The organism is Achromobacter sp. (genome assembly GCF_032102605.1).
Taxonomy (GTDB): Bacteria; Pseudomonadota; Gammaproteobacteria; order Burkholderiales; family Burkholderiaceae_B; genus Achromobacter.
Genome location: NZ_DAMDGT010000015.1, coordinates 91,454 through 117,746, shown reverse-complemented (window position 1 = coordinate 117,746; position 26,293 = coordinate 91,454). Strand labels below are relative to the sequence as shown.

Below are 26,293 nucleotides of genomic sequence, written 5' to 3'. Positions count from 1 at the left end.
CGAGCGCAATACGCGACCTGAGGCCGGCAAGTCCCGTGTCGCGTTGGTTCTTGCGCCGCCTCACCATTCAAAAGGCTGCCCCTGTGCGCAAATCACCCATCGACGACACGGAAAATCCGCAGGCGCCGACCGAGACCCGGTCGTCGCTGTTCGTAGGCTCCACCGAAAAAGCCTTCCAGGTGCTGCACGCATTCGACGGATCAAAGCGCCACATGACGCTGGCCGACATCGCCCGCGCATCGGGGCTGGACCGCAGTGCGACGCAGCGTCTGGTCTACACACTGGAAACGCTGGGCTACCTGCGCCGCATCCCTGACACGCGCAACTATGGACTGACGCCCAAGGTGCTGCAGTTCTCGTACAACTACGTGCGCGCGAATGAATTGATCGACAAGGCTTCGCCCTATCTGCTGGATATCAGTCGGACGTTGGGCGAAACGACCAACCTGCAGGAACTGGACGGCTACGAGATCGTCTTTGTGGCGCGCTTTCCCGGCCACCACCTGGTCAACGTGGATATCGCCGTCGGCAGCCGACTGCCCGCGTACTTCACGGCGTCCGGCACGGCGATCCTGTCGCGCCTGTCAGACGAGCATCGCCGCGAGATCCTGGGCCAGACGCGCCTGGAAGCCATCACTCCGTACACGGAAGTGAACCCGGACAAGCTGCTGGAGCGGGTGCAGCGCGTGGCCGAAAAGGGCTACGCGATCATCGTGAACGAGACGGTGCTGGGGGATATTTCGGTTGCTGCGCCGGTGATCGATCATCGGGGGCTGGCAGTGGCGGCAATCAACATTTCCGTGCCGACGACGCGATGGACGGTGGCGCGGGTCGAGGCTGAACTGGCGCCGCATGTGCAGGTGGCGGCGACGTCAATCTCGAAGTCGAAGTTCTCGGCTTATTCGAGGTGATGCAGGGAATTGCGTTCGTGATGTGACGTACTACTGACGTGATGACTTGTGGCCGGGCTGCGGGGTTGAAATGACGATTACTGTTGGGGTTGCGACTTGCGATTGCGACTCGCGATTTGGGGCTAGCGCCTTGCGCGAAGCGTCATCGCAACGACGCAAGACGCGAAGGCTCCGGACCGCAATCGGAGCCCCGCCCGCCCAGGCCCCCGCCACGCCGGGCGGCTCAAGAACCCGGCCCGTCAAGAATCAAACGACCCCTTCAAACTCCCGAAGCAAAGGCACCAACTCCTCCCGCAGCGCGGCTTGCAATCCGTCTGCCGGCGCCACCAGCGGATCCAGCACTTCCGGCGCGTGCACGCCGATCAGATCCATCACCGACTTCATCGGCCCGGGGTTGGTTTCGGCGAACGCCAAGTTCATCAGCGGAATCAGACGCCGATGCAGTTCCATCGACTCGCGCGTGCGTCCCGCAGCCCCCAGCTCGTACACCTTGCGCCAGGCCGACGGGAGCAGGCTGGCTGTCACCACGATGCCGCCGCGCGCGCCGGCCGCCAGGTGCACCGGCAGCAGTGTGTCTTCCCCGCTGAACACCGCGAACGACTCATCCACGCCCGCCACCGTGCGCAGGAAATGGTACATGTCGGTATTGCAGGCCTTCATTCCGATGATGTTCTCGTGCCGCGACAGCTCATGCAGCACTTCCGGCGCGATGGCGATGCGCGTGCGGTACGGAATTTCGTAGATCATCACCGGCAGCGGCGACGCGTCTGCATAGCGCAGGAAATACTCGCGGATGCCGGCCTGCGTCGGCGTCGTGTAGTAGGGCGTCAGCACCATCAGCGCGTCAGCGCCCGCGTCGGCGAATTCCTGGCCCGCCTGCAGGGCGTCGTGAAACCCCGGGTCCAGCACGCCGGGAATCACCGGCACGCTGCCGGCTACCGCGTCCACCGTCAGCTTGCACATGCGGATGCGTTCCGCGCGGGCCAGCGCGCCGTACTCGCCGGTGCCGCCCAACGGGACGATGCCGTTGATGCCCTGCTTGAGCAGGTAGGCGATCAGCGCCTGGGCCGCCGGGACGTTGATGGTGTCGTCGGCATTGACCGGCGTCGGGATGGCGGGAAAGACTCCGCGCAGTTGGGTTGCGTTCAGCATATTGCGAATCCTAGAAAGTGAAACAAGCGCGGATCAGTTGGCCAGGCTGCGGCGGCGCAGCCGGTCGGCCAGCCAGATCAGCGCGGCAATGAAGATGAAAAGGCAGGTCGACACCGCGGCGATCACCGGAGAGATCTGCAGCGTCACCTCGTCCCAGAATTGCTTGGGCAGCGTCGCGTTCAGGCCGCCCGAGGCGAACAGCGCGATCGTCAGTTCGTCGAACGACGTCGCGAATGCGAAGAGGAACGACGACAGGAGGCCCGCGCTCAGGATCGGGAAGGTCACGAAGCGCAGCGTGGCCCAGGGGCCCGCACCAAGGCTTTGCGCCGCCAGGTCCAGGCGCGTGTCGTAGTTGCGCAGCACCGCCATCATGGTGATCACGACATAAGGCACCGCCACCACGGTGTGCGCCAGGATCAGGCCGATCGTCGACCCCACCAGGCCCACGCGGGCGAAGAAATAGAACATCCCCACCGCGATGATCATGCGCGGCACCACGATGGGCGACAGCACGAAGGCCAGCATGGCCGACTTGCCCCGCATGTTGGCGCGCACCATCAGGAAGGCCGCGGGCGTGCCGATCAGCATCGCCAGAAAGCCCGTTCCCACGCCCACGATCAGCGAGCGCGTGATCGCCTGCATCCACACGGGCGACGTGAACATCTGCTCGTACCACTGCAGCGAAAAGCCCTTGGGCGGCCACGTGAGGCCCGAGCCGGAATCAAAGGACAGCGGGATCATCAGGAAGGCGGGGGCGGACAGGAAAGCCAGCACCAGCAGCACGATCCACCACAGCGTGCGCGATTGGCCCGTGCCCGACACCGAGCGGCGCAGGCGCTTGGGCAACAGCGCGAACAACGCGTCGGACACGTTGGCCAGCAAGGTCAGCACCGCATCGCCGGCGCGGCGCGACAGGCTTTCCTTGCCGGAGGCGCGCACCCGCGTAGAGGCGCCGCCCGTCATGGTCGACAGGCCCAGCACCTTGTCGTAGATGGCGAATACGACCAGCACCACCACCAGCAGAAGCACCGATACCGCGCCTGCGAACTCCCAGTTCAGCGTCTGCTGGACCTGGTCGATGATGATCTGCGTGATCATCGTCTCCTTGCGTCCGCCCAGAAGCGCGGGCGTGATGAAGAAGCCGATCGCTGTCACGAACACCATGATGGCCGCGGCGGCCACGCCGGGCATCGACAGCGGGAAATAGATCTTCCAGAACGCGGTGCCGGGCCGGGCGCCCAGCGTGGACGCGGCGCGCGGCAGGTTGCGGTCGATGTTCTCCATGACCGACAGCATCGTCAGCACCGCCAGCGGCATCAGCGCATGCACCATGCCCACCAGGACGCTGCCGAAGTTGTAGAGCAGGTTGGCCGGCGCATCCAGGATGCCCAGGGCCTGCAATAGCTGGTTCACCACGCCGTTGCGGCCCAGCAGCACGACCCAGGCGAAGGTGCGCACCAGGAAGCTGGTCCAGAACGACAGCAGCACCCAGAACAGCAGCGACGTCTTGCGCTTGGCCGACAGGCTGGAGATCAGGTAGGCCACGGGATAGCCCGCCACCACGGAGAAGAACGTCGTCCACAGCGAGATCTTCAGCGTGATGAGCAGCACATTCACGTAGACCGACGATTCGAAGAGCTTCTGGTACTGCGTCAGGCTGAAGCCTTTTTCGCCAAAGATGCTCAGCAGCAGCAACTGGCCGACCGGATAGATCAGCAGCACCACCAGCAGCAGGACCAGCGGAGCCGCCATCAAAAAATGGCGGCGGCCCTGGCTCATGCGCTTACGGGGAGTAGCAAGGGTTGTCATGCGATCACTCCGCAATGGCCACCGCGTCGGCGGCCTGCCAGCTCACCGCCAGCGTCTGGCCGATCTCGTAGTGTTCGGCCTGGCGCTGCGTCGGGTACGCAACCACGATCGGCTCCGCGCCCGTGACGCCAGAATCCAGATAAAGCTTCGTCAGGCTGCCCGTCACCATCACGTCCAGCAGCTTGCCGGTCAGCGCCTGCCCGGCTGCGCCATTGCCGGCCGCGCTGACGCGCAGGTTCTGCGGGCGCAGCATCACGGTCACCTTCTGGCCCGCCTGGATCGGCGCGCCGTTGGTCAAGGCCTGGCCCGTCACGCCCTGGTGGGCGAGCTGGACGGACAGGGTTTCGCCCTCGACCGACGTCACGACGCCCTGCAGCAGATTCGATTCGCCCAGGAAGTCGGCCACGAACAGCGTCCGCGGGCGGAAATACAGATCCGCCGGCGTGCCCAACTGCTCGATCGCGCCGCCGTTCATCAGGCAGATGCGGTCGGACATCGTCATGGCCTCTTCCTGGTCGTGCGTCACGTAGACGATCGTCGTCCCCAGTTCGCGGTGGATGCGCTTGATCTCCAGTTGCATCTGGTCGCGCAGCTTCTTGTCCAGCGCGCCCAGCGGTTCGTCCATCAGGATGATCGCGGGGCGGTAGACCATGCACCGGGCCAGCGCAATGCGCTGCTGCTGGCCGCCGGACAGCTCGCGCGGCAGGCGCGCCGCGACGTGAGGCAGCCGCACCATCTCCAGCGCCTCGAGCGCCCGGCGGCGCGCTTCGGCGGCAGGCACCTTGCGCATCTTCAGCGGAAACGCGATGTTTTCCTCGATGGTCATGTGAGGGAACAGCGCGTAGTTCTGGAACACCATGCCGATATCCCGCTCGTATGGCGCGCCGTAGGTCACGTCGGCGCCGTCGATCAGGACGCGGCCCTCGTCGGGCTGCGCCAGGCCGGCGATCAGGCTCAGCAACGTGGTCTTGCCGGAGCCGGAAGGACCCAGCAGGGTCAGGAATTCGCCGCGGGCGACGTCCAGGTGCGTGGGCGCCAGCGCGACGAAGTCGCCATAGCGTTTGCCCAGGCCCGAGATTTGCAGATTGGAAGAAGACATGGTGTTCGACACAGGAAAAAGTGGGCCCGCGCGGCTCCGGGGAACGCGCGGTCTACAGGCTTACTTCAAGACCCAGCCGTTGAAGCGCTCGATCACGTCGCGCTGCTTGTCCAGCCAGTACGCCGCGTTGATGTGCAGGCCCGTCTTGATGTTGTCGGGGTGCGTGGGGCAGCTGCGGGCCACATCGGCTTTGATGTAGTCGAAGGCGGCCGGCTGCGTGACGCCGGCGGCGAAGTATTCGACCAGCGCGGCCTGGCGCTTGGGATCCGACGCGAACTTGATGAACTCGCGGCAGGCGTCGGCGTTGGGCGTGCCCTTCAGGATCGACCAGTTGTCGCAGCCCCAGATGTTCTGGTCCCACACGATCTGCACCGGCGCGCCATTGGCGATGGCCGACTGCGCCCGCGATACCCAGGTGGCGATCATGTCGACTTCCCCCGAACCCAGCATCTGTTCCACCTGGGCGCCGGTGTTCCACCACACGTCCACGGACGGCTTGATCTTGTCCAGGCTGGCCAGCGCGCGGTCGATGTCGCACGGATAGACCTGGTCGGTCGGCACGCCGTCGGCCATCAGCGCTTCCTCGATGGTGTCGAACGGGTGCTTGCGCAGGCCGCGACGCCCCGGAATGTCCTTCACGTTCCAGAAGTCGGCCCACGAGGCCGGCGCGCGACGTCCCTTGAAGGCGTCCGTGCGGTAAGCCAGCACCGTCGTGTAGACGTTGTTGCCGACGCCGTAGGGCGACATGTATTGCTTGGGGATGGTGGAAACGACCGGATCGGACTCCAGGCCGTGCTTTTCCAGATACACCTTGCCGCCTTCGGTCAGCATCAGGATGGCGGGCTGGCTGATCTTGGCCATGTCCCAGGTGTAGTTGCCGGTGTCCACCATGCTGCGGATCTGCGCGGTGGGTTCGGCGTTGGCCTGCACACCCACGACCTGGATGCCGGTGGCTTCCGTGAAGGGCTTGTAGAACACCGTGCCGTATGCCTTGCTGTAGATGCCGCCGTCGTCGCGCACGACGATGCGCTTGGAGGCCGCGCGGGACGGCGTCCAGATCATGGGCATGGCCAGCGCGGCGGCGCCGGCGGCGACGGTCTTCAGCGCGTTGCGGCGCGAGGCGTTGTGGGAGGTCGATTTCATGGAAGACTCCTGCGGGTCAGGGACTACGGATCAAGAACGACGGCTCAGGGCAGCAAGCGGCCGGGATTGAAAAGATCGGAAGGATCGAAAGCGGTTTTCAGCGCGCGCATCATGTCCAGTTCGACGGGGGACTTGTAGTGCGCCATTTCGGCCAGCGACGTGCGGCCCACGCCGTGTTCGGCGCTGAACGTGCCGCCCAGGGCGTCGGCGACGTCGTTGACCGCGCGACGCATGGCGGCGGCCATGGCGTCCCGGTCGGGCAAGGCGTCCCAATCGTCGAACGTGAAGAAGGGAATGAAGTGGACGTTGCCGTCGCCCAGGTGCGCGACGATCAGCACGGGCAGGTCCGGCACCAGGCGGCGCACGGCGTCCGTGGCTTCCTTGATGAAGCGCGGCACGCTGGACACCGGCACGGCGCTGTCCGTGGTCAGGCCGACGCCCGCCTTCTTGTTGCCTTCCGACACGCTGTGGCGCACTTCCCAGAGCGCGGCGCGCTGGGTGTCGTTGCTGGCCACCACGGCGTCATGCAGCAGTCCTTGTTCGGATGCCTGCTCCAGGATTTCCTGCAGCAGATCCTGCAGACCGGCGCTGTCGCCGGTGTCGGACAGTTCCACCAGCACGTGCCACGGGTGCGCGCCCGCCAGGGGATTCTTGCGGCCCGGCACGTGCTCCATCACGACATCAAGCTGATTGCTGTCGATCATCTCGAAGGCCGACAGGCGCGAACCGCAAGCGCGCTGGAACAGGCCCAGGATGTCCAGCGCCGCCTGCGGGCTGTCCGGCGCCAGCCACGCCACGGCGTGGGCGGTGGGCAGCGGATGCAGCTTTAGCACGGCGGCGGTGACGATGCCCATCGTCCCCTCGGCGCCGATGAACAGGTGCTTCAAGTCAAAGCCCGTGTTGTTCTTGCGCAGGGCGGTCATGCCGTTCCAGATGCGGCCGTCGGGCAGCACGACTTCCAGGCCCAGGATGTTGTCGCGGGTGTTGCCGTAGCGCAGCACGCCGGTGCCGCCGGCATTGGTGGCGATGGTGCCGCCGATCTGGCACGAGCCTTCGGCGCCCAGGCTAATGGGATAGAGGCGGCCGCTGGCGGCGGCGGCTTCCTGCACCGCGGCCAGCACGCAGCCAGCCTCGACCTGCATGGAGTTGTTCGCCGCGTCGACGTTGCGGATCTTGCGCATGCGCGACAGGTTCACGATGACGGGCGGCTTGCCGGCGGCGGACGGAACCGCGCCGCCGCACAGGCTGGTGTTCCCGCCCTGCGGCAGCACGGGCGTGCCGTGCTGGTTGCACAGGCGCACGACATCGGACACCTGCTGCGTGTTTCCGGGCAGCACGACGCACAGGGCGGGACCTTTGTACCGGCCGCGCCAGTCTTCGGTGTAGCCGGCGGTGTCGGCCTCGGAATGAAGGATGGCGTCCTGGCCCAGGGCCTGGGTCAACGCGTCTAGCAAGGTAATGCCGTTGGTCATGTCTGTGGTCCCGAATAGGGCTGGGGAGTCGATAAAACCCCGAGCGCATTGAGGCACAGCATACGATTACTTAAATCGCTTTTCGATTTGAATAATCGTATATCGATTGATTTTAGGGTATGTCCTAGGGGCGCGCGATCGTTGGCGTCTGGGCATCGCGCAAGCGCGCAAGCGCCGGGGACCCGCATTCTGGCAAGGTTTGCGCGGTGAGTCGCTATGCCTGTCCGCGACGTGAAGCGCCTAATGGCTGACCCTGATTGCGGCGATCGAAATGATCGAAATACAATCGATATGTTCGAATTGCAATTTTAAATTTTATCGCCCAGACCAAGGAAGGGACATGCTTCCCAGTGTGATGGAGTACCGGCGGCACGCGCAAAGGCGGCTGCCCCGGCTGGCGTTCGATTATCTGGAAGGCGGCGCCGAGGACGGCGCGACGCTGGCCCGCAACACGGCCGCCTATGCCGGGCTGGAGTTTCGTCCCGATGTGCTGGTGGACGTGACGGACTGCGCCCTGGATGTAAGTATTCTGGGCGCGCAGGCCGCCATGCCGGCCATCGTGGGCCCGACCGGCCTGAATGGCCTGTTCTGGCCCGAGGCTGACGTCCATCTGGCTCAGGCCGCCCACCGCGCCGGGTTGCCCTTCGTGCTGTCCACCGCGTCGACCTCCCTGCTGGAGCACGTGCGCGCCGCGACGGCGGGCGAACTCTGGCTGCAGCTATACGTGCAGCGCGACCGCCGCATTGCCGAACACTTGATGGACCGCGCGTGGCAGAACGGCTTTACGGTGCTGTTCCTGACCGTGGACGTTCCCGTGCATGGCAACCGGGACCACGACAAGCGCAATGGATTCAAGCTTCCTCTGCGGCCGTCGCCGCGCCTGCTGCTGGACCTGGCCGCGCACCCGGCCTGGTGCTGGCAAATGCTGCGCTACGGCGGGCCCCAACTGAAGAACCTTGCCGTCAGCTCGAACGCCCGCGAGAACATCACCGAGCAGGCGGGGGCGTTGAGCCGGCAGATGGATCTGGCGCTGACCTGGGAAGACATCGCTTGGCTGCGCCGCGCGTGGCGCGGGCGGATCGTCATCAAAGGCATCCAGGGCCTGGCCGACGCGCGGCGAGCACAGGCGCACGGCGTGGACGGCGTGGTGCTGTCCAACCATGGCGGACGCCAGCTGGAAAGTGCCCCGTGCCCGCTGGACCTGTTGCCCGAGGTGGCGTCGGAACTGGGGCAGTCGATGGAGATCCTGGTGGACGGCGGCGTGCGACGGGGCAGCGATATCGCCAAGGCCGTGTCGCTGGGCGCGCGCGCCGTGCTATTGGGCCGCGCGCCTTTGTACGGGCTGGCCGGCCGAGGACCCAAGGGCGCGCACGAGGTACTGGCGATTCTGCGCGCGGAACTGGAAAATACGCTTAGACTGCTTGGCCGCAACTGCATCGGCGCGTTAAACGCCGCTGCGGTGCGCAAGCGCTGACCGGACCTGCAATCCATTCTCTGGAACTGAAGCAACATGCGTGAAAAGATCGTCTTCATCGGCGGGGGCAATATGGCCTCCGCCATCATCGACGGGCTGCTCGGCCAGGGCCGGGCATTGACCGATTTCCTCGTGATCGAGCCCTATGCGCCGACGCGCGATGCCTTGACCGCGCGCGGGCTGCCCTGCCGCGAAAGCGTCGACGCCGGCCTGGCCGACGCCGCGCTGTGCGTGCTGGCCACCAAGCCCCAGGTGCTGCAAGAGGCCTGCGGCCAGATCCGGCAGCATTTGCCCTCCGACGCCACGGTTGTCAGCATTGCGGCGGGCGTTGAACTTGCCTCGCTGTCGGACTGGCTGGGCGGCCACGCGCGCATCGTGCGCGCCATGCCGAACACGCCCGCCAAGGTGGGCCTGGGCATGACGGGCCTGTACGCCACGCCGGGCTGCGGCCAGGCCGAACGCGATCGCGTCGACGCGCTGTTCGCGGCCGTCGGCGAACGCATCTGGACCGAAAGCGAAGCCATGATCGATGCGGTCACCGCCGTGACGGGCAGCGGCCCCGGCTACGTGTTCCACTTCATGGCGGCGCTGGAAAAGGGCGCTGTCGAACTCGGATTCACGCCGGCCGACGCGCGCCGGCTGGCGGTGGCGGCGTTTCGCGGCGCGGCCGGGTTGGCCGCCAGCGAAGACGTGCCCCTGACCGAACTGCAGGAACGCGTGACTTCCAAGGGCGGCACCACCTATGCCGCGCTGTCGCACATGCAGGAAGCGGGCGTGGCCACGGCCATCACCCAGGCCGTGCACAAGGCCGAACAGCGGGCCCGCGAACTGTCCGCGGGGTAGGGCAGGTTCATTTCCCCCGTGGCTCCGGACAATCGGCGGGGCGTGGGTCTGCGGGGGCGACGCGGACGGCTGCTGTAGTCGGTGCTCCATTGCCCGACTGCGCCGCGCCGGCTGGCTACCGGGATGCTGGAAAGGCGGGATTGACGGCCTGGTGCAGGCGGGTATATCGTACGACTTATGTCGTAAGATACATCGTAAGAGCCAAATCATGCGCCATCCCCATTTCGTCGCCGCGATCCAAAGCGTTTTCCAGGGCCACCACGCCCACGGGCGCCAGGGTCATCCTCATCACGACGGCCACCCCCACCATCACGGGCATCACGCCCACGGTGGCCGCCACCACCATCGCCACGCCAGCGCCGGCGGCGACTGGTTCTCGGGCTCGTCCAACGGCCGCGGCGACGCCGACGGCTTCGGCGGCGACGGCCGGGGCTTCACGCGCAGCCGCAAGGTTTCCAGCGACGATCTGCAGCTGATGCTGCTGGGTTTGTTGGAACAGAACCCCAGCCACGGCTATGAGCTGATCAAGGCGCTGGGGGCGCTCAGCAACGGCTTCTACACGCCCAGCCCCGGCATGGTCTACCCCGCGCTGACCTACCTGGAAGAACTGGGCTACGCCACCGTCGAGCAAGAGGGCGCCAAGAAGCGCTATCACCTGTCGGAACCCGGCCGGGCGCATCTGGACGCCAACCGGGATCGCCTGACGCTGATGTTCAACAAGCTCAAGCGCGTGGCGCGCAAGATGGACTGGATGCGCCAGGCCTGGAGCGGCGAGCCTCGCGCCACCGGCCCCGAGGGCGAGGATGCCCGCACCGGCTGGGTGCCTGAATTCGTGGCGGCGCGCCAAGGCCTCAAGCGCGCGTTGCTGGACCGCACCGACGCCTCGCCCGCTGAACAACGCCGCATCGCCGCCATCCTGGCGCGTGCCACCGACGAGATCACCGGCAAGTCCGGCTGTTGATCCCGTCCCGATAAATTTTGGAGTTTCCATGACCCGTAGCGACCTGAACGTAGAGCGCGTACGCCACAACCTGAAAATGCGCATGCTGACCGTGGCTCGCGTCGAACGCATCGCCGGCCTGCTGGCGCGCGTCACCTTCACCGGCGAAGACCTGCAGGACTTCGTGTCCGCGTCTTTCGACGACCACGTGAAGATTTTCTTTCCCGCCGATCCCTCGCAGCCTCCCGTGCTGCCCAGCGCCGGCCCTGACGGCATCAAGTTTCCGGAAGGCGCGCCCAAGCCCGCCGCGCGCGACTACACGCCGCGCCGCTTCGACGTGACGCGCCAGGAACTGGACATCGATTTCGTGCTGCACGGCGACGGCCCCGCCTCGACGTGGGCCGAGCAGGCCGAAGCCGGCCAGCAGTTGGGCATCGGCGGGCCGCGCGGCTCCTTCGTGGTGCCCAAGGCCTTCGACTGGCACGTGCTGATCGGCGACGAGACGGCGCTGCCCGCCATCGCGCGCCGCCTGGAAGAACTGCCGGCCACGTCGCAGGCGATTGTGCTGATTGAAGTGCCGGCCGCGTCCAACGAAATCGCGCTAGCCACGTCCGCGCGCGCAACGGTGCGCTGGCTGCACCGCGACGGCACGGCGCCGGGATACAGCACACTGCTGCTGGAAGCGGCGCGCGAACTGGCGTTGCCGCCTGGAGAAGGCTATGTGTGGGTCGCGGCGGAATCAGCCACAGCCAAGGCCGTGCGTGAGATCATGGTGGCGCAGCACGGCATCGACAAAAGCCGCATCCGCGCGGCCAGCTACTGGAAGCGCGGCGCGGTGGCCGTGCATGAATCGCACGACGACTGAGGCACACTGAGAATCACCCGAGGCGCGTTTCGCGGGCCAGCGCCAGCAGGTTCGCGGTTCGTCCGCCCGAAGGGCCGTTCTGGCGCAGCGCCAGTCCCAGCACGGCGCGCGGCCAGTCCAGCGCGAAGGGGCGGTAGACCACGCCGTCCGGCCGCAGATGCCGCAGCGAAGCGGGCACGATCGCCACGCCCATGCCCGCGGCCACCAGATTCACGGCCGACGACAATTGCGGCGCCTGTTGGCCGACGACCGGGCTCAGGCCGTGCTGGCGGCATGCGGCCATGATGTCCGCGCTGAGCCCGTAGCCCGATTTGCGCGAATAGAGGATGAAGTTTTCCTGCGCCAGGTCCGCCGGCGCCAGACGCTTGCGACGCGCCAGCGCGTGCCCCAGCGGCAGCGCCACGACCAGCGGTTCCTCGACAAGCTGCACAAACGTCAGGCCGCCATCCAATGCAAAAGGCGGCCGCACGAATGCGGCGTCGATCACGCCATCGCGCAGTTGGGCCACCAGCGTCTCGCTGTCGCCTTGCGACAGGGTCATCTCAATCTCCGGGTAACGCTCCCGATACTGGCGGATCAGCTCCGTCACCACGCCGTTGAACGACGCGGATTCCGTGAAGCCCAGAATCAGTTCGCCGACCTCGCCGCGCGCGGCTCTTTGCGCCGTGCGCACCGCCGCATCCGCGCGTTGCAGGATGTCCTGCGCGCACGCCAGGAACGCGCGCCCGGCGTCGTTCAGCGCCACGCCGCGCCCGGTGCGGTCGAACAGCGGCGTGCCCACTTCCTGCTCTAGCTGACGGATCTGCTGGCTTAAAGGCGGCTGCGCGATGCCCAGGAGTTCCGCCGCCCGTGTGAAGTGCTGGGCCTCGGCAGTGACAACGAAATAGCGCAGATGGCGAAGTTCCATATTGATATCTAAAAAGTACCGATCATAAATTTTCCATATATTGGACATTCTAGTTCGTCAGATCGATGATGCACTCATCCGTCCCATCGCATTGAAGGAATTCGAATGAACACCACGCTCAAACCCGGCGCCTTGCTGCGCCAGCGCCTGGCCCAGGACATCGTCGTGGCGCCCGGCGCCTACGACGGCATGTCGGCGCGGCTGGTCGCCGACGCCGGCTTTTCCGCCGTGTACGCCAGCGGCGGCGCCATCGCGCGCGCGGCGGGTTATCCCGACATCGGACTGCTCAGCTTCACGGAAGTGATGGACCGCGTGGAAAAGATCGTCGACGCCAGCGGCCTGCCCGTGGTGGCGGATGCGGACACGGGGTTTGGCGGATCGGCCAATGTGGAGCGCACCGTGCGCATCATGGAGCGCGCGGGCGTCGCCGCGTTCCACATCGAAGACCAGTCGTTTCCCAAGCGCTGCGGCCACCTGGACGACAAGAGCCTGGTGACCGTGCAAGAGATGTGCCGCAAGGTCCACATCGCGCGCCAGACGCTGGCCGATGCCGACACGCTGGTCATCGCGCGCACCGACGCCATCGCGGTGGAAGGCTTCGACGCCGCCATCGCGCGCGCCGAGCGCTATCTGAAGGCGGGCGCCGACATGATCTTCGTTGAAGCGCCCGAAACCTTGGAACAGATCCAAGCTATTGCCGATCGCCTGCCGGGCCTGAAGCTCATCAACATGTTCTATGGCGGCAAGACACCGCTGGTGCCGCTGCCGGATCTGGCTGCCATGGGCTACCGCCTGGCGATCATTCCGTCAGACCTGCAACGCGCGGCGATCCACGCGATGCAGGCCATTTTGGCGGCCATCCGGCAGACCGGCGACAGCAGCGCGCTTGCCGACCGGCTGACCAGCTTCAAAGAGCGCGAAGAGATCGTGCAGACGCGCCGTTACCTTGCGCTGGACGCTCAGTAGGCGCGCGACGCGGTGGTGCGTTTGCAGCCTTGCGGCATGCGCAGGGGCCACAGGCGCTGGCCGGCGGCGCCGTACAGCGTGCGGACGCCGCACTGCATCTGCACGTACGCCAGTGTCTGCCCAGCCGCATCGATGATCCGCGAGTCGTCTTCCGTGGACACGACCGCGCGCTGGTTTGCGAATCCGGACACCGCCAGGAATTCCGCCGGAATGGCGAACTTGCCATCACTTCCGACATAGCCATAGCGGCGGTCGTCGCTGGCGGGCGCCAGGCCGCCACGCATTGCGCCCAGCGCGTCAAAGGCGGGGCCGACCAGCGCGCCCTTGGCATCAACCCAGCGCACTCCACCGCCTGACACCTGCGACACGGCGCGCCCTTCGGAATACGCCGACCCCAGACCCTCGACCGTGAGCCGCGACTTGCCGGCCAGGTCGGTGTAGTCGGTCATGGTTCCGTCTTTCCCGGTGTAGTGGCGGATCAGCGAGTCCGAGCCGCGCGGCCAGCTCCATTCGCCGGCAGGCAGCGTGGCCAGGACCTTGCCGTTGGCGTCGATCACGCGCGTTCCCGTGGCGGTCGACGACAGCGCCCGCGCAGGCGCGCCTTGGAACGCGGTGCCGGCTTGTGCCGTGGGCTCGATCTGCCAGCTTCCCACGCTGTTCAGGTAGCCCTGGCGGTCGGCGCGCCGGATCTCCATCCAGTCGCCCAGCCGGACGTAGTCGGCATCCTTCATGTCCAGCGCATCCGCGCCGTCCGGCGAGATGATCCACCGCCGTTCGCTGTTGCCAGCGCTGACGGAGCCATCCCCGTAATCGCCCACCTGCAGGCCGCGCAAGAAGGCGGTCAGCGCCTGCCCTTTGGCGTTGAACACCGCGGTGGGACGCTCGTATTCGCTTTCCTGCTTTCCGGGCTGCGACACCAGCCACAGTTTGTCGTTCACGCGTTCGGCGCCGTGGTGGCTGGCCGGCAGGATCCAGCGGCCCTGCATGTCGATGACCCCGACGCGGCCGGGGCCCAGCGAGGCGACGGCCTGGCCGTCCTGGAATTCGCCGATGCTGCGGAACGATGGCGCGGCCAGCTCCTTGCCGGCTACGAAGTCATACAGACCCCACGGCGCACCGTCGGCCGCCGTCTTCAGGAAGCGGACCACGCCGGGCGCCACGACCTGCGTGTCGAAGTTCTCGGGCAGTTCGTAGGTCTTGCCCAAGCGGTCGATCATGCGGACCACGCCGTCGCCATAGACCTGCGCGTATCCGTGGCGGAACTCGCCGATGTGCTGCTGCGCGGGAAGGTCCACCGGCTTGCCGCGCGCGTCCAGCAACACCATGCCCTCGGCGCTCTCGGCGGCGTAACGCAGCTGGTCTGCCTTCAGGGAGGCGTCATCGCCGGCGTCAAGCGGCGTCACGGCGGTCCACGACGGATCGGTCACGATGCTGCCGTCCGCCAGCACCAGGCCCGCGCCGGCCTCCGCGCCGCCGCAGTGGCAATGGTCTTGCCCCAGCAGGCCCAGCGGGCCGCCTGGCACGCCGGCGGGCAGCGGCTGCAGCGGCTGGTCCTGCAACGCCTGCGTGGTCTCGGACTTCAGCAGCGCCTTACCGTCCTTGTCCACCACGTTAAGCAGCCGGCCCCGCGCATCGGACATCCACAGATTGCCGTCGCGCACGTCCAGGCGTCCGGTGTCGGCCAGCCACGCGGGCGCCGTGTCCTCGTGCAGCCAGGCGCCCGTGGGCGTCAGCAGCCCGGCGGCCTGGCTCGCGCCGTCGACGAACAACACGTAGCCCTCCAGCTCGTCCGTGGCGCTCAAGCCGCGCCCCAGCGTGATGGGCGATGCGCGTCCCGGCACCAGCGCCATCAGGTTTTCGCCGGACGGATACACGATGGTGTCGGCATGGCGCTGCGAGGCCTGGCCTTCGTCCTGGGTCAGCGTGGCCACGACCGCGCCGTTCACGTCCAGCACCGCGAAGCCTGCCCGGCGCGGCAGCGCCGCGCTCCAGAAGGCCTTGCCCACCGGATTCATGCTTTCGTAATGCTGGTCCTCGCCGATCAGCTTGCCCTCGGCGGTCACCATCACCGAGCCTTCGGGCCCGTAGGCGGTGGCCACTTTCCCGCCGTCGTGGACGAAGATATCGTCCAGCACCGGCTGGATGACCCAGTTCCAATCCTTGTCCACGACGCCGTATTTGGCCTCGCCGTTCGAGGCGACGTACAGGCCTTTGTCGCCCAGCGGCCTGGTGATGACCACGCCGCTTTCGCCATAGCGCCGCTCGCCGGTCGCCGAACGGTATTCCTCCTTGTATTGGACGGTGGCGCGCGCTGGCACGCCGTCCGACAGGTGGATGGCTCGCACGATGTCCTCGAGCGGAGCGCCCGCCGGGTTGCCCTGGCGGTCGATCAGCACCGGCCTTCCGTCCAGCGTGGCCACCGCCAGCCCGATCTCCACGAAGTCCTGCACCGCCTCATAACGCGGGCGCACCGCCATCCGGCCGTTCGTGTCGATGAAGCCCCATTTGCCTTGCCATTGCACGGCGGCCAGGCCGTGCCGGAAGTCGCGCACCGCCTCGAAAATGGGTTCGATGGCGACGCGGCCGTTCTGGTCCAGGAAGCCCCACGCATGGCGGCGCAGCGATCCGTTGCGCGGCACGCGGTCGATGTTTTCGATGGCCGAAGGAAGCAGCACCGCGGCGCGTCCGTCGGACAGATCGCGGATGCAGCCGTTGCCAAAGGGATTGCGCGCGGAGATATCGTCCGCGGCGGGGTAGGCGGTGTAGTTGCCGTCTTGCAGGCAGTACACATGGCCGGATTGGGCCTGCACGGACAGGGACGCGCCCAGCGCGGCCAGGGCGCAGGCAATGCGGGTGATTCGTAGCGCGCGTGACGTCATGATCATTCTGCGTGGGCGTGTTCGGTTGCGGGCGGCGGGATGTCGGCGGCTTCGGGGCAAGTCAGCTTCTGCGGCGGCCAGCTTTGGCGGTCCTGGGCGTCCACGATCACCATCGTGTCGCAGAGCACGCCGAACAGCGCCGTCGTCTTGCCCTTGGTGTCGATGAACTCCACCAGCCGATCGCGGCGGACCAGGGCGCGTTCTTCCTGGAAGTCGTCGGCCCAGGTAAAGGCCGGCGCGATGGCGTAGCGGCCTGTCAGGTCGATGTAGCCATACAGCTTTCCCGTGCGGGCAAGGCGGCGGGCCTTGGCAAGCCCGTTCTTCAAGGCGCCGAGCTGGTCGAAGTGCGCGCCCACCACGCGCTTGCCGGACGCGTCGATGAATCCGTATTTGTCGTTCGCGTCGCCATAGGGGACCACGCCTTCGCTGGCGTTGCGGTCGTTGATGGCGTAACGGCCGGCCAGGCGCGCGACTTCACGGCCTTGCAGGTCCACCATGATGCTGGACGAATCGTTGTCGTCACCGAAGACGATGCGCTGCATCGACGCCAACGGCGTGCCGTCGCCCAGCTTTTCCAGGATGGTCTTGCCGGTCTGGTCGATCACGCGGTAGCCCGTGCCGATGCTGGCGCGGGCCAGCCCTTCGGGCTGCGTGAAGAACGGGTTGAACTCGCCATAGCGGGCGGGCACTTTCATGTTGCCGCGCGCGTCGATGGCGCCTTCGCGCTCGTCGTACTTGACGTAGATCCAGTCTCCGTACTGCTCCTGCCTTTCCGGGCGGCCTTCTGAAACACGGGTGGCCACGCCCTGCGCGTCGAACAGCGCGGCGCTCCCGTCGGGCAGTTCACCCAGATATCGTCCGCCTTGCAGTTTTTTCGGCTTTCCGACGACCACTTCGCTCGCCTTCCCCGTGCGCAGATTGACCAGGCGATAGGCGCGTTCGCTATAGCCGCCGCGCTTGCGCGCGGCGTCGGGCGCGTCGACCAGCATGAGGCCGTCGCCCAGGTATTCCATGTCGTAGGCGCCGTTATAGGCGGCGGGAAGCACCCACCGGCCTTCGCGGTTGACCACGCCCCAGCGGCCCTTGTCCTGCACCTTGGCGAAGTCGTCCTCGAATTCCTGTATCTGCTCGTAGACGGGCTTGAGCGCAGGCGCGCCGGTGCGGACGTTCCAGATGCCCCAACGGCGCTGCCGGTTCTCGTTCAACGCCCGGTAGTGGACCAGGTCGCCGTCCAGCTTGGACGCGTCTTCCAGCACGTCGGCGGGCAGGGGCACGGTCTGGCCGTGCTCGTCGATCAGCACGGCGTCGCCGCGCTTCATGTCCTGCCGGCGGGCCCAGGTGTACGGGCCTTTGAATGCGCGCATGTCGGCGAATTCAGGTGGAACCGCCCACGCGCCGTCCGGACCGATCGCGCCAGCGGCGCGGCCTTTCGTACGCGCAACGAGCGGCATCGAGACATCGTAGGTGTCGATGTCGTTCCAGTCGGCGTTCGTGACGATGGCGCCAGTCGCGGTCAGGATCCCGAGCGGCTGTTCGTAATCGCGGGGGCGCAACAACGCCAGCGGCGCGTCCTTGGCGCTGGCGCCGGCCGCGCGGGCATAGTGGAAGGGGCTCAAGTCGTAGCCGCGCAGGCGGGCAACGGTGGCGGCGTCCACCAAGGCGCGGCCATCCGGGTCGTAGATCTGGTGCAGTAGACCTTCGTCGCTCTGGGCGACGGCGGCGTCCTGCGGAACGTCGGCGGCATCGGCCGCCGCGGTATCGACCGCCGCGGCAACATCCGCTTCCGAGAACGCCAGCGCTGTGTCATCGCTGGTGTCTTTCGAAGCGTCGGCCGCCAGGGTGGGCACGGCGGCGTCCACTGCGGCGTCCGCTGCGGATGCCGCCATGACGGCGTGTTCCGCAAAGGCCTCTGCTTCGGCAGGCGGCGTCTCGAACGCCGCTGCGGTCTCGGCCACCGATGCCGCCTGAACCGCTGCCGCGTCCGCAGCGGCTTTTGCCTCGTCGGCAGGGCTCATGTCCGCGGGGGCGTCGGTCGGAGCACGCCCGCCCCATGCGGGAAGGCCATACACCCACGCCCGTCCCTGCAGGATTTCCACCTTGCCGCTGCGCAGCGGCAGGAGTTGGTGGTTGCCGGAGGGATCAATCAGCAGCGTCATGCCGGGCTCGGCCGCGTAAGCCCAACCGTCGCGCTTCACTACACCCACATAGCCGCCGTTGAACGTATGAAGAGGTGTGAGCGAGCCGTCCAGCAGCGTTGACTTGCCCCTGCCCGACCGCGCCAGCCACAGGCCCGGCGCCAGCAATTCCACTTGCTCATACAGGTCGGAAGACAGCGGCTCGCCGCGGGCGTCCACGAATTGCCAGCCGCGCGGCTCGCGGTTCACCGCCACCACGTCGCCGTCCCGCATGGGCGGCGCCACGGACCGCAGCACTTGCGGGGGGATGGACCATCCTTCGCGGCTGTCCAGCAGCCCCCACCAGCCGCCATAGCGCGAATCGCGCGTTTGGGCCGGCAGGTAGTCGCCGGTGGGCGCGGCCAGGGCCATCACGCCGTCCGGCAGCGCCGCGGGCTTGCCGGTCGCGGTGTTGAACAGGCGGGGAGGCGTGGGGATTTCCATGCCGGCGAGCTTCTGGCCGGGTTGAAAGCCCGACGTGCGCGTGCCCAGCGGAAAGGTCTTGATGACCTTGCCCTGGCGGTCGATCAGCACGTCGTGTCCATTGTCTTCGGCCAGCGCAGTGCCTTCGGCATTGAATCCGGTGGCATCGGTGAAGCGCGGCTCGATGACCCATTTGCCCTTCTTGTCGATGTAGCCCCAGAGGCTGTCCCGGCTGACGGCGGCCAGGCCATTCTGGAACGGCCTTGCGTCTTCGTAGGCGGGAGGAATGGCCATACCGCCTTGTTTGTCCAGGTAGCCCCAGGCACTGGATTGCTCGTCGGCGGTGCCGGCCAGCACCGCAGCCAAGCCTTCGTGATAGGGCTGGTGGCAGGATGTGCCCGATCCCTCGCCGTAGTAGCTGGTGGCGCACTGCTGCATCCATTCGGGCATGGCCTGCGCGGCCAAAGGCAGAAGGGTCGACCCGGTCAGCGCCGCCGCCAGCGCGGCAGGTTTCAGGAAATGCCGCGCCTTCATCGCGCGCGGGCGCGGACGGAAACCGCGATTACGGAAGTGCCAAGCCGGGCGTGCCACATGGTCGAATGCCTGCCGATGGAATAGGAAGGCAGCACTGTAACCAGCAGTAGCTACGCGAATTCAGGTAGATGTAACTATTGAAAACGAAGCGTTAACAGGCGGCGCCTCGTTGGCCCGCGATGCACGAAACGGCGTCCAAAAGCCCCTAATTGCGTTTAAGTGGGCGGTTTTTCGCGTCAAGGCGCATCGGTGATGAACGTCGCCACGCGTACTGCCGCCATCAGGGCTTGCCTGCACGGTCACGAATCCAGGCAGACGCCATGCGCCTGAAGTCGCATGCGCAAGTGCATGCGCGCCCGGGACATGCGGCTTCGCACCGTGCCGATCGGCACGGCCAACTGCTTCGCGGCCTCTTCGTAAGACAGTTCGTCCACGGCGACCAGTTGCAGCAGCGTGCGCAGGTCCTCGGGGATTTCCTCCATCGCGCGGTCCACGATGCCGACCATCTGCCGCCATTCGGCCCGCGCCGGCGGATCGGGCTCGGCGCAGGGCTCCGCCGCCAGCATGTCGATGTCCACAAATGAGTACCGCCGTTCCGGCGACCGCGACAGGTGGTTGCGGATCAGGTTCAACGCGATGCCGTAGAGCCACGTCGACGCTTTGCTCTCGCCGCGGAACCGGTCATAGGACAGCGCCATTTCCGCCAGCGCGTCCTGTGTGATGTCTTCCGCCACGCTCCGGCTGCCCACGTGCCGGGCAACGAAGCGCCGCAGCCGGTCGCGTTGCTCGCGCACCAGATCCGCGACCGGATCGGCGGGCAGGGCAGGCGCCATGACGGCGTTGGCGGGGCGGCGAGGGACGGGAGCAGGGTGCATGGAGACGGTGCGGCTTGTTCATGGACGGGGCGCTCCGTGCGTCGAACCGTGCGGCCCGCATGCGGGCGCAAGGCTGCCTCGGGCCGGCAAATGCGGCGCGCAACGGTGACGGCATAGGAGTTGAGTGAGCGCCTGCGATGCCGGGTGTCTGGACGTACAGAGATGGCGAAGCGCTGCCGGGCCAGTCTAGAGACGTAATACCCTGCGGAAAATACGATGGGTGTCGTATTTTTCGGGCCGACGGCGACGAGAAACCCGGCCCGTGCTGTGATGCGCTTAACCCGTGGGCAGTCCCAACCGCACCGCGTAGGCAACCAGCTCGGCGGTGCTGTGCAGGCCCAGTTTGCGCATCAGGTTTTCACGGTGCTTGCGCGCGGTGTACGGGCTGATGTGCAGGTCTTCTGCAATCTGCGCTGCCGTGGCGCCCCGCGCCGCCATGGCCAGCACCTGCTGCTCACGCCGCGTCAGCGTTTCGTGGGGCGTGTGGGCATAAGCGGCATGCGCGGCGCGCGGACGCTTCGCGCCGCTGGCCAGGTCCGAGATCGCGGCCAGCAGCGGCTGCGAACTGCCGGTTTTCGCCAGGAAGGCGTCTGCGCCGGCCTCTAGCACGGCGGCGCGGGTGCGTTCGTCCGTGTTCGCAGTCAGCACCATGATGTGCAACGCCGGATAACGCAGGCGCAGCGCGCGCACCCAGCCCGACCCCGACACCCCGGGCATGCCAAGGTCCAGCACCAGCAGGTCGGCGCCGTGCGCGGCGAGCAGCGCCTGCACCTGTTCGCCGGTGCCGGCCTCGTCCACCGCGCCGATGGGCGCCTGGGCCTGCGACAGCACCATCTTCAGGCCCTCGCGCACGATGCCGTGGTCGTCGGCCAGCAGGATGCGCAGCGGAACTCGAGAAGGCGGCAAATTCATCGGGGGAGGGAGTGACATGATGTGTCAGAATGACGCGCCATTATAGGGACCGATCCCTCGCGCCCATTGCGGCCCAGACCATGATACCTTCCGCCACACCGGAGCCGTCCACACCTGAACTGGCCGTCCCAGAGCCAACTGGAGCGCTCCAATCCGCGTTGGCAGGGCTGCTGTACCGCCAGTCCTATGGCGTGCTGTTCGCCAATTTCGTCGTGGTGATCCCGGTCGCCTACGTGATGCGTGACAGCGTGACGCCGTGGATGTTGGCGGCATGGGCCGCCGCCATCTACCTGCTGACCGCCTTGCGCGTGGGCGTGAGCCGCGCCTTTCTGGGGCGGCAGGTCGCGACGTCCGCAACGGGCCGCTGGGTGCTTGGGTTTTCCGCGCTGTCGTGGCTGTCGGGCCTGCTGTGGGGACTGGCCGGCCTGGCTGCCGTGGTGTCGCACGATGACATGATGCTGGCGTTCGGCTGCGTGATGCTGGCCGGCATGTGCAGCGGCGCGGTGCCTTCGCTGTCGGCCTATCCGCCGGCCTATGCGGGGTCGGCGCTGGGCATGCTGGCGCCATTCACCATCGCCTGCCTGGCCGAAGGCGACAACCTGCACCTGGTCTATGCGGCCTTCGCGTTGTGCCTGCTGGTCGTGAACATGTACTTCAGCGCCGTCACCTACCGCAGCCTCAAGACCACGGTGGGCCTGCGCTACGAGAACACCAACCTCATCGAAAACCTGCAACGCGAGCGCGACCGCGCCACCGCCGCCGACAACGCCAAGACCCGCTTCCTGGCCGCCGCCGGCCACGACTTGCGCCAGCCCGTCCACGCGCTGGGCCTATTCACCGACATCCTGGCCGACCGCGCCGCGCAAGGGCACATCCTTGCGCAGGATGCGCTGCTGGTGGCGCAGCGCCAGCAAACCGTGCTGGAAGGCCTGAACCGACTGCTGGACGGCCTGTTGGATGTCTCCCGCATGGACGCGCATCTGACACGCGTGGAGCCGCGGCGCGTGAGCCTGGATGCGATGTTCGACGCGTTGTGCGAGGACTATGCGCCGCAGGCGCGGGCTCGCGGGCTGCAACTGACCGTGGTGCCCACGGATATCGAACTGGACACGGACCCGGCGCTGTTGCGACGCATCCTGGACAACCTGCTTGGCAACGCGCTGTCCTACACACCAACGGGCCGCGTGCTGCTGTGCGCGCGGCGCCGCGCAGGCGGCGCCCTGATTCAGGTCTGGGACACGGGCGCCGGCATCGCGCCCGAGGCCCAGGAAGCGATCTTCACCGAATTCACGCGCGGCGCCGCCGCGCCGGGATCGCCGACGGCGCAGCAGGGCCTGGGGCTTGGGCTTGCGATCGTGCGGCGCCTGGCCGGACTGCTGGGATACAAGGTGGCGGTCCGGTCGGTATTGGGCAGGGGGTCGGTGTTTTCGGTCCAGGCGCCCGTCGCGCTGCCGAGAGCCAGCGGCTGACTTCACATTCCCGCCGCGCATGCAGCGGACAAAAATTAATCGGTTGAATCGCCGGCGCACCACCCGTGTAATAGAGCCAATGCCCGCTCGCACGGGGGCGACGTTCCACGCCAGAGGTTCGCCATGTCCTCCTCAAGCAAGTCTTCTTTGGATGTTTCGCAGTTGTGGCTGCTGGTGCTGGCCGGCGGCGTCGTCATGGGCCTGGCCCTGGGCGTGCGCCATGTGCAGGGCCTGTTCCTCCTGCCCATCACGATGGACCGCGGCTGGAGCCGCGAGACCTTCGCCATCGCGCTTGCCGTGCAGAACCTGACGTGGGGCATCGTGCAGCCTTTCACCGGCATGATCGCCGACCGCTACGGATCGGCCAAGGTCATCGTGGGCGGGCTGTTCTTCTACGCGCTGGGCCTGGTCGGCATGGCCCATGCCACCACGCCCGCTGGCTTCATGTGGACGGCGGGCGTGTGCGTCGGCATTGCGCTATCCGGCACGGCATTCGCGGCGATCTATGGTGCGCTCAGCCGCCTGGTGCCGCCCGAGCGCCGCAGTTGGGCGCTGGGTGTGGCTGGCGCCGTAGGCGGCCTGGGCCAGTTCACCATGGTTCCCGCGGCGCAGTGGCTGATAGGAGGCTGGGGCTGGGTGGCCGCGCTGCTGGCTTTCGCGGTGGCGCTGATGGTGCTGCTGCCCCTGGCGTTTCCGCTGCGCGAGCCCTCCGGCAACCAGCGCGATGCCGCTGCCCCCGACGCGAACCTGTCGCTGCCGGCAGCCATCCGCGAAGCATTCACGCAGCCGGGTTTCTGGTTGCTGAACCTGGGTTTTCTCGCCTGCGGCTTCCAGCTCGCGTTCATCGGCACGCACCTGCCGGCCTATCTGATGGACAAGGGCCTGCGGGCTTCGGACGCGGTGGCGGCTTTGGCCATCATCGCGCTGACGAACGTCATGGGCACCTATGTGTGCGGCGTACTGGGGGCGCACCATCGCCGCAAATACCTGCTGGCAGGCATCTATCTGGTGCGCACGGCGGCCATCGCGCTGTTCGTGCTGCTTCCGCTGTCCGCGTGGTCTGTCTACGCGTTCGCGGCAGTCATGGGCTTCGTCTGGCTGGGCACCGTTCCGCTCACCAACGGCCTGATCTCGCAGGTGTTCGGCGTGCGCTACATCACGACCCTGTTCGGCTTCGTGTTCTTCGGCCATCAGGTCGGGTCGTTCCTGGGCGTGTGGCTGGGCGGCGTCGTGTTCGAAGCCACCGGGTCCTATGACCTGATATGGCTGGGCGCGATGGCGCTGGGCGTGCTTTCGGCGGCCCTGCACTGGCCGATCGACGACCGCGAGATCCAGCGCGCGCGTCCTGCCGGGGCACCGGGCTAGCGCCAGCGTTACGCGGGCCGGTGCTGCGTGCCCGCGCCCATGGTGATGTGCAGCATGCGGCAGGGTTCGATCACCCTGACGGTGTGCCACGCGCCCTTGGGCACCACGTAGGCGTCGCCGGCCCGCATCGTCACGGCCTGGATGCCGGTGGGCCATTCCAGGTGCAGTTCGCACGCGCCTGACATCAGGCGCAGGACCTCGTCGGCGCCGGGGTGCATTTCCCATTGCGGCCAGTCCGCGGTGAACTCGAATTCGGACACCAGCCAGCCGCGGCCGAACTTTTCCAGGTCTTCGCCAGACTGCGACCAGAACGCGTCGCCGCCCTCTACGGTGGCGGCGGCGCCGGTGGCGTCCAGGTACACATAGTGCGACGTCAGGTCGGTAGCCATGTTGCGCTTCCTTGGAGGGGGGCGTTGGGGCAGTGTATGACAGCGCGGCCGTCACATTGAAACGTTTATCATGTGGACCTTCGGCATCAAGGAGAGCGGGCGATGAACAAGGGATTCGAGGGGGTGCGCCCCGCTTCGGAATCGTCCATCGAGATCGGCTTCTTCTTTGACGGCCGGCATTGTGTCGAGCGCATCCGGGTCAAGCCCACCGCCGCCAATCTCAAGCGAGCCGCCGACAGGCGTGCCGCCATCCTTGCGGCCATCGCGCGCGGCGACTTCGACTACGACGCCGAGTTTCCCAAACGCGGCGCCAAGCCATCACAGGGATCCGCATGACGAGCACCCCGCAGTTGGAAATTCTCGATCTCACGCCGGACGCATTCAAGAGCTATGGCTGGATGCTGGGCAAGCCCATGCCGGACGGCAACGGCGTGCCGCTGTACACGAACCCGGCCACCGACTTCTGGCACGAACATCTCTTCAATACCGGCGCAGGCGGCGATGCTGAAGTGCTCTGGGTCAACTACCGCACCCGCGCGCTGGACATCGACAGCCTAGAAAAGCACCTGCTCACGCAGCAAGCCATCGTTCCGCTGACAGGCGGAATCATCCAGGTGGTGGCTTGCGGCGCCGCCGATGGCAGTCCCGACCTGTCCACGCTGGCCGCCTTCCACGTGCCGCAGGGGCAGGGCGTCTGCATGCGCCCGGGCTGCTGGCACGCCACGCGGGTTGCAGATGCCGAGGTCACGTGCCTGATGTTGACGCGGCGTTCCACCACGGTGGACCTGATCCAGCACCTGACCACCGACGCCAGCATCACGGAAAGCGCCCTTGCCGCCATTCCGGCGCATCGCCTGGACATGCCGCAGGACTTGCTGCAAAGCGCCTGAAGCCGTCCGCAGCTTGCCGCGTATCAGGCCCGCAGGCGCTTAGGGCAGTTGTCCGCACCCGGGCGCCGTAGCGACGTCACTCGGTTTCGTCGCACACGTACCCCAGGCGCGCAAACAGCGGCCACTTGTTGCGGTAGCTGTCGGTCCAGCACATGCCGTAGAACGCGGCGAACGGCGCGTCCACCTGCTGCGCCGACACCTGTGCGGCGGCCTCGGGCCCGCCCGGGCAGAAGGCCTGTCCCGTGGTCGGGTACAGCGCGCCGTCCCAGATCGGCTTGTCGCAGTGTTCGCAGAAATTGCTCCATTCCCCGGACCGTTCCGGGTTCGGGCGGTAGCCCGGCGCAAGCGCGCTCAGCGTCTGCGCCACGCCGGGCGCAAGCGCCCGGGTGGAAGAAATCATTGCCGGGCCAGGAATTGTCTGCCATTGCACGGGAGCGAACAGCCAATCGCGAAACGCTTGCGGATCCAGGCCGGGGCTGTCCGCGTCGGCGTCGTCGAGTTCCAGGTCTGCTTCGGTGCTTTCATGGCCGGGCGGCACCGCCAGGGCAATGACGGGCGACACGCTGCCGCAGGCGTCGCAGCGATGCGCGGCCCGCAGCACGAAGTACGAGGACGCGCGAATGTTGAAAGCCTCGCCGTCCGGGCCTGTTGTGCTGGGGTCTTGCGCTGCCATGCTGGTGTGCCGTTCCTGAGATGCCGGCGCGCCGCGCCGATTCTTTGACATGAAGGGGAAATATGCCAGAATCCCCCGGAATTCAAGCCTTGCGGGCCGCGCCGCCGTCATCCGGGCATTGGCGCCACT

22 protein-coding genes are annotated in these 26,293 nt (G+C 67.0%); 10 read left to right on the top strand and 12 right to left on the bottom strand.

The window, feature by feature from the left end:
* Window positions 1-83 precede the first annotated feature (83 nt).
* A complete protein-coding gene (locus RT614_RS24770) occupies window positions 84-911 on the top strand; it encodes an IclR family transcriptional regulator (protein WP_313624821.1) in 828 nt (275 codons plus the stop codon).
* 246 nt (window positions 912-1,157) lie between these two features.
* Here RT614_RS24770 and dapA read toward each other — a convergent pair whose 3' ends face one another.
* The 5 genes from dapA to RT614_RS24745 are packed head-to-tail and all read right to left on the bottom strand — an operon-like array spanning window position 1,158 to window position 7,586.
* On the bottom strand, window positions 1,158-2,063 hold the full coding sequence (dapA, locus tag RT614_RS24765) for a 4-hydroxy-tetrahydrodipicolinate synthase (protein WP_313624820.1): 906 nt from the start codon (window positions 2,061-2,063) through the stop codon (window positions 1,158-1,160).
* Between the two features lie 33 nt (window positions 2,064-2,096).
* Window positions 2,097-3,872, bottom strand: coding sequence for an ABC transporter permease subunit (locus tag RT614_RS24760; RefSeq protein ID WP_313624819.1), 1,776 nt, complete (start codon window positions 3,870-3,872; stop codon window positions 2,097-2,099).
* A 4-nt stretch (window positions 3,873-3,876) separates the two neighbouring features.
* Window positions 3,877-4,971 carry an ABC transporter ATP-binding protein gene (locus tag RT614_RS24755; RefSeq protein WP_313624818.1) on the bottom strand — a complete coding sequence of 365 codons (1,095 nt, stop codon included), beginning with the start codon at window positions 4,969-4,971 and terminating at the stop codon, window positions 3,877-3,879.
* A 60-nt stretch (window positions 4,972-5,031) separates the two neighbouring features.
* A complete protein-coding gene (locus RT614_RS24750) occupies window positions 5,032-6,114 on the bottom strand; it encodes an ABC transporter substrate-binding protein (protein ID WP_313624817.1) in 1,083 nt (360 codons plus the stop codon).
* A gap of 44 nt (window positions 6,115-6,158) precedes the next feature.
* Window positions 6,159-7,586: an FAD-binding oxidoreductase gene (locus RT614_RS24745; protein ID WP_313624816.1), complete on the bottom strand. Its 1,428-nt coding sequence runs from the start codon at window positions 7,584-7,586 to the stop codon at window positions 6,159-6,161.
* Between the two features lie 340 nt (window positions 7,587-7,926).
* Between RT614_RS24745 and RT614_RS24740 the strand changes: the two genes are divergently transcribed.
* From RT614_RS24740 to RT614_RS24725, 4 genes are all read left to right on the top strand, one after another.
* The gene (locus RT614_RS24740; protein ID WP_313624815.1) at window positions 7,927-9,060 is read left to right on the top strand and encodes an alpha-hydroxy acid oxidase; all 1,134 of its coding nucleotides are present in this window, start codon (window positions 7,927-7,929) and stop codon (window positions 9,058-9,060) included.
* A 36-nt stretch (window positions 9,061-9,096) separates the two neighbouring features.
* Window positions 9,097-9,903, top strand: coding sequence for a pyrroline-5-carboxylate reductase (gene proC, locus RT614_RS24735; RefSeq protein ID WP_313624814.1), 807 nt, complete (start codon window positions 9,097-9,099; stop codon window positions 9,901-9,903).
* Between the two features lie 208 nt (window positions 9,904-10,111).
* Window positions 10,112-10,864 (top strand): PadR family transcriptional regulator, encoded by a 753-nt coding sequence (locus RT614_RS24730; protein ID WP_313624813.1) that lies wholly within the window; start codon window positions 10,112-10,114, stop codon window positions 10,862-10,864.
* A gap of 28 nt (window positions 10,865-10,892) precedes the next feature.
* Window positions 10,893-11,708, top strand: a complete 816-nt coding sequence (locus RT614_RS24725; RefSeq protein ID WP_313624812.1) for a siderophore-interacting protein — start codon at window positions 10,893-10,895, stop codon at window positions 11,706-11,708.
* Window positions 11,709-11,721: 13 nt separating this feature from the next.
* Here the strand turns inward: RT614_RS24725 and RT614_RS24720 are convergent, their stop codons facing one another.
* A complete protein-coding gene (locus RT614_RS24720; RefSeq protein ID WP_313624811.1) occupies window positions 11,722-12,615 on the bottom strand; it encodes a LysR family transcriptional regulator in 894 nt (297 codons plus the stop codon).
* Between the two features lie 105 nt (window positions 12,616-12,720).
* Here RT614_RS24720 and RT614_RS24715 point away from each other — a divergent pair, with 105 nt between their 5' ends.
* Window positions 12,721-13,581 carry an oxaloacetate decarboxylase gene (locus tag RT614_RS24715; protein WP_313624810.1) on the top strand — a complete coding sequence of 287 codons (861 nt, stop codon included), beginning with the start codon at window positions 12,721-12,723 and terminating at the stop codon, window positions 13,579-13,581.
* Here RT614_RS24715 and RT614_RS24710 read toward each other — a convergent pair.
* From RT614_RS24710 to RT614_RS24695, 4 genes are all read right to left on the bottom strand, one after another.
* The gene (locus RT614_RS24710; protein ID WP_313624809.1) at window positions 13,575-16,460 is read right to left on the bottom strand and encodes a WG repeat-containing protein; all 2,886 of its coding nucleotides are present in this window, start codon (window positions 16,458-16,460) and stop codon (window positions 13,575-13,577) included. The two genes, RT614_RS24715 and RT614_RS24710, sit on opposite strands and share 7 nt — an antisense overlap.
* A gap of 2 nt (window positions 16,461-16,462) precedes the next feature.
* A complete protein-coding gene (locus tag RT614_RS24705) occupies window positions 16,463-19,591 on the bottom strand; it encodes a WG repeat-containing protein (protein WP_313624808.1) in 3,129 nt (1,042 codons plus the stop codon).
* A 299-nt stretch (window positions 19,592-19,890) separates the two neighbouring features.
* Window positions 19,891-20,466, bottom strand: coding sequence for an RNA polymerase sigma factor (locus tag RT614_RS24700; RefSeq protein ID WP_313624807.1), 576 nt, complete (start codon window positions 20,464-20,466; stop codon window positions 19,891-19,893).
* A gap of 276 nt (window positions 20,467-20,742) precedes the next feature.
* On the bottom strand, window positions 20,743-21,396 hold the full coding sequence (locus RT614_RS24695; RefSeq protein WP_313624806.1) for a response regulator transcription factor: 654 nt from the start codon (window positions 21,394-21,396) through the stop codon (window positions 20,743-20,745).
* A gap of 140 nt (window positions 21,397-21,536) precedes the next feature.
* On the opposite strand from RT614_RS24695, the gene RT614_RS24690 reads away from it, so the two are divergent.
* Both RT614_RS24690 and RT614_RS24685 read left to right on the top strand, forming a co-directional pair.
* On the top strand, window positions 21,537-22,847 hold the full coding sequence (locus tag RT614_RS24690) for a HAMP domain-containing sensor histidine kinase (RefSeq protein WP_313624805.1): 1,311 nt from the start codon (window positions 21,537-21,539) through the stop codon (window positions 22,845-22,847).
* Window positions 22,848-22,970: 123 nt separating this feature from the next.
* On the top strand, window positions 22,971-24,212 hold the full coding sequence (locus RT614_RS24685) for an MFS transporter (RefSeq protein ID WP_313624804.1): 1,242 nt from the start codon (window positions 22,971-22,973) through the stop codon (window positions 24,210-24,212).
* Window positions 24,213-24,220: 8 nt separating this feature from the next.
* Here the strand turns inward: RT614_RS24685 and RT614_RS24680 are convergent, their stop codons facing one another.
* Entirely contained in the window at window positions 24,221-24,601 is a 381-nt protein-coding gene (locus RT614_RS24680; protein ID WP_313624803.1) for a cupin domain-containing protein, read from the bottom strand.
* 102 nt (window positions 24,602-24,703) lie between these two features.
* Between RT614_RS24680 and RT614_RS24675 the strand changes: the two genes are divergently transcribed.
* Both RT614_RS24675 and RT614_RS24670 read left to right on the top strand, forming a co-directional pair.
* Window positions 24,704-24,937 (top strand): Arm DNA-binding domain-containing protein, encoded by a 234-nt coding sequence (locus tag RT614_RS24675; RefSeq protein ID WP_313624802.1) that lies wholly within the window; start codon window positions 24,704-24,706, stop codon window positions 24,935-24,937.
* Complete coding sequence (locus RT614_RS24670; protein ID WP_313624801.1) at window positions 24,934-25,491, top strand: ureidoglycolate lyase; 558 nt, start codon at window positions 24,934-24,936, stop codon at window positions 25,489-25,491. The genes RT614_RS24675 and RT614_RS24670 overlap by 4 nt, the downstream gene beginning before the upstream one ends.
* Window positions 25,492-25,567: 76 nt before the next feature.
* Here the strand turns inward: RT614_RS24670 and RT614_RS24665 are convergent, their stop codons facing one another.
* A complete protein-coding gene (locus tag RT614_RS24665) occupies window positions 25,568-26,164 on the bottom strand; it encodes a hypothetical protein (RefSeq protein ID WP_313624800.1) in 597 nt (198 codons plus the stop codon).
* Between the last annotated feature and the right edge of the window lie 129 nt (window positions 26,165-26,293).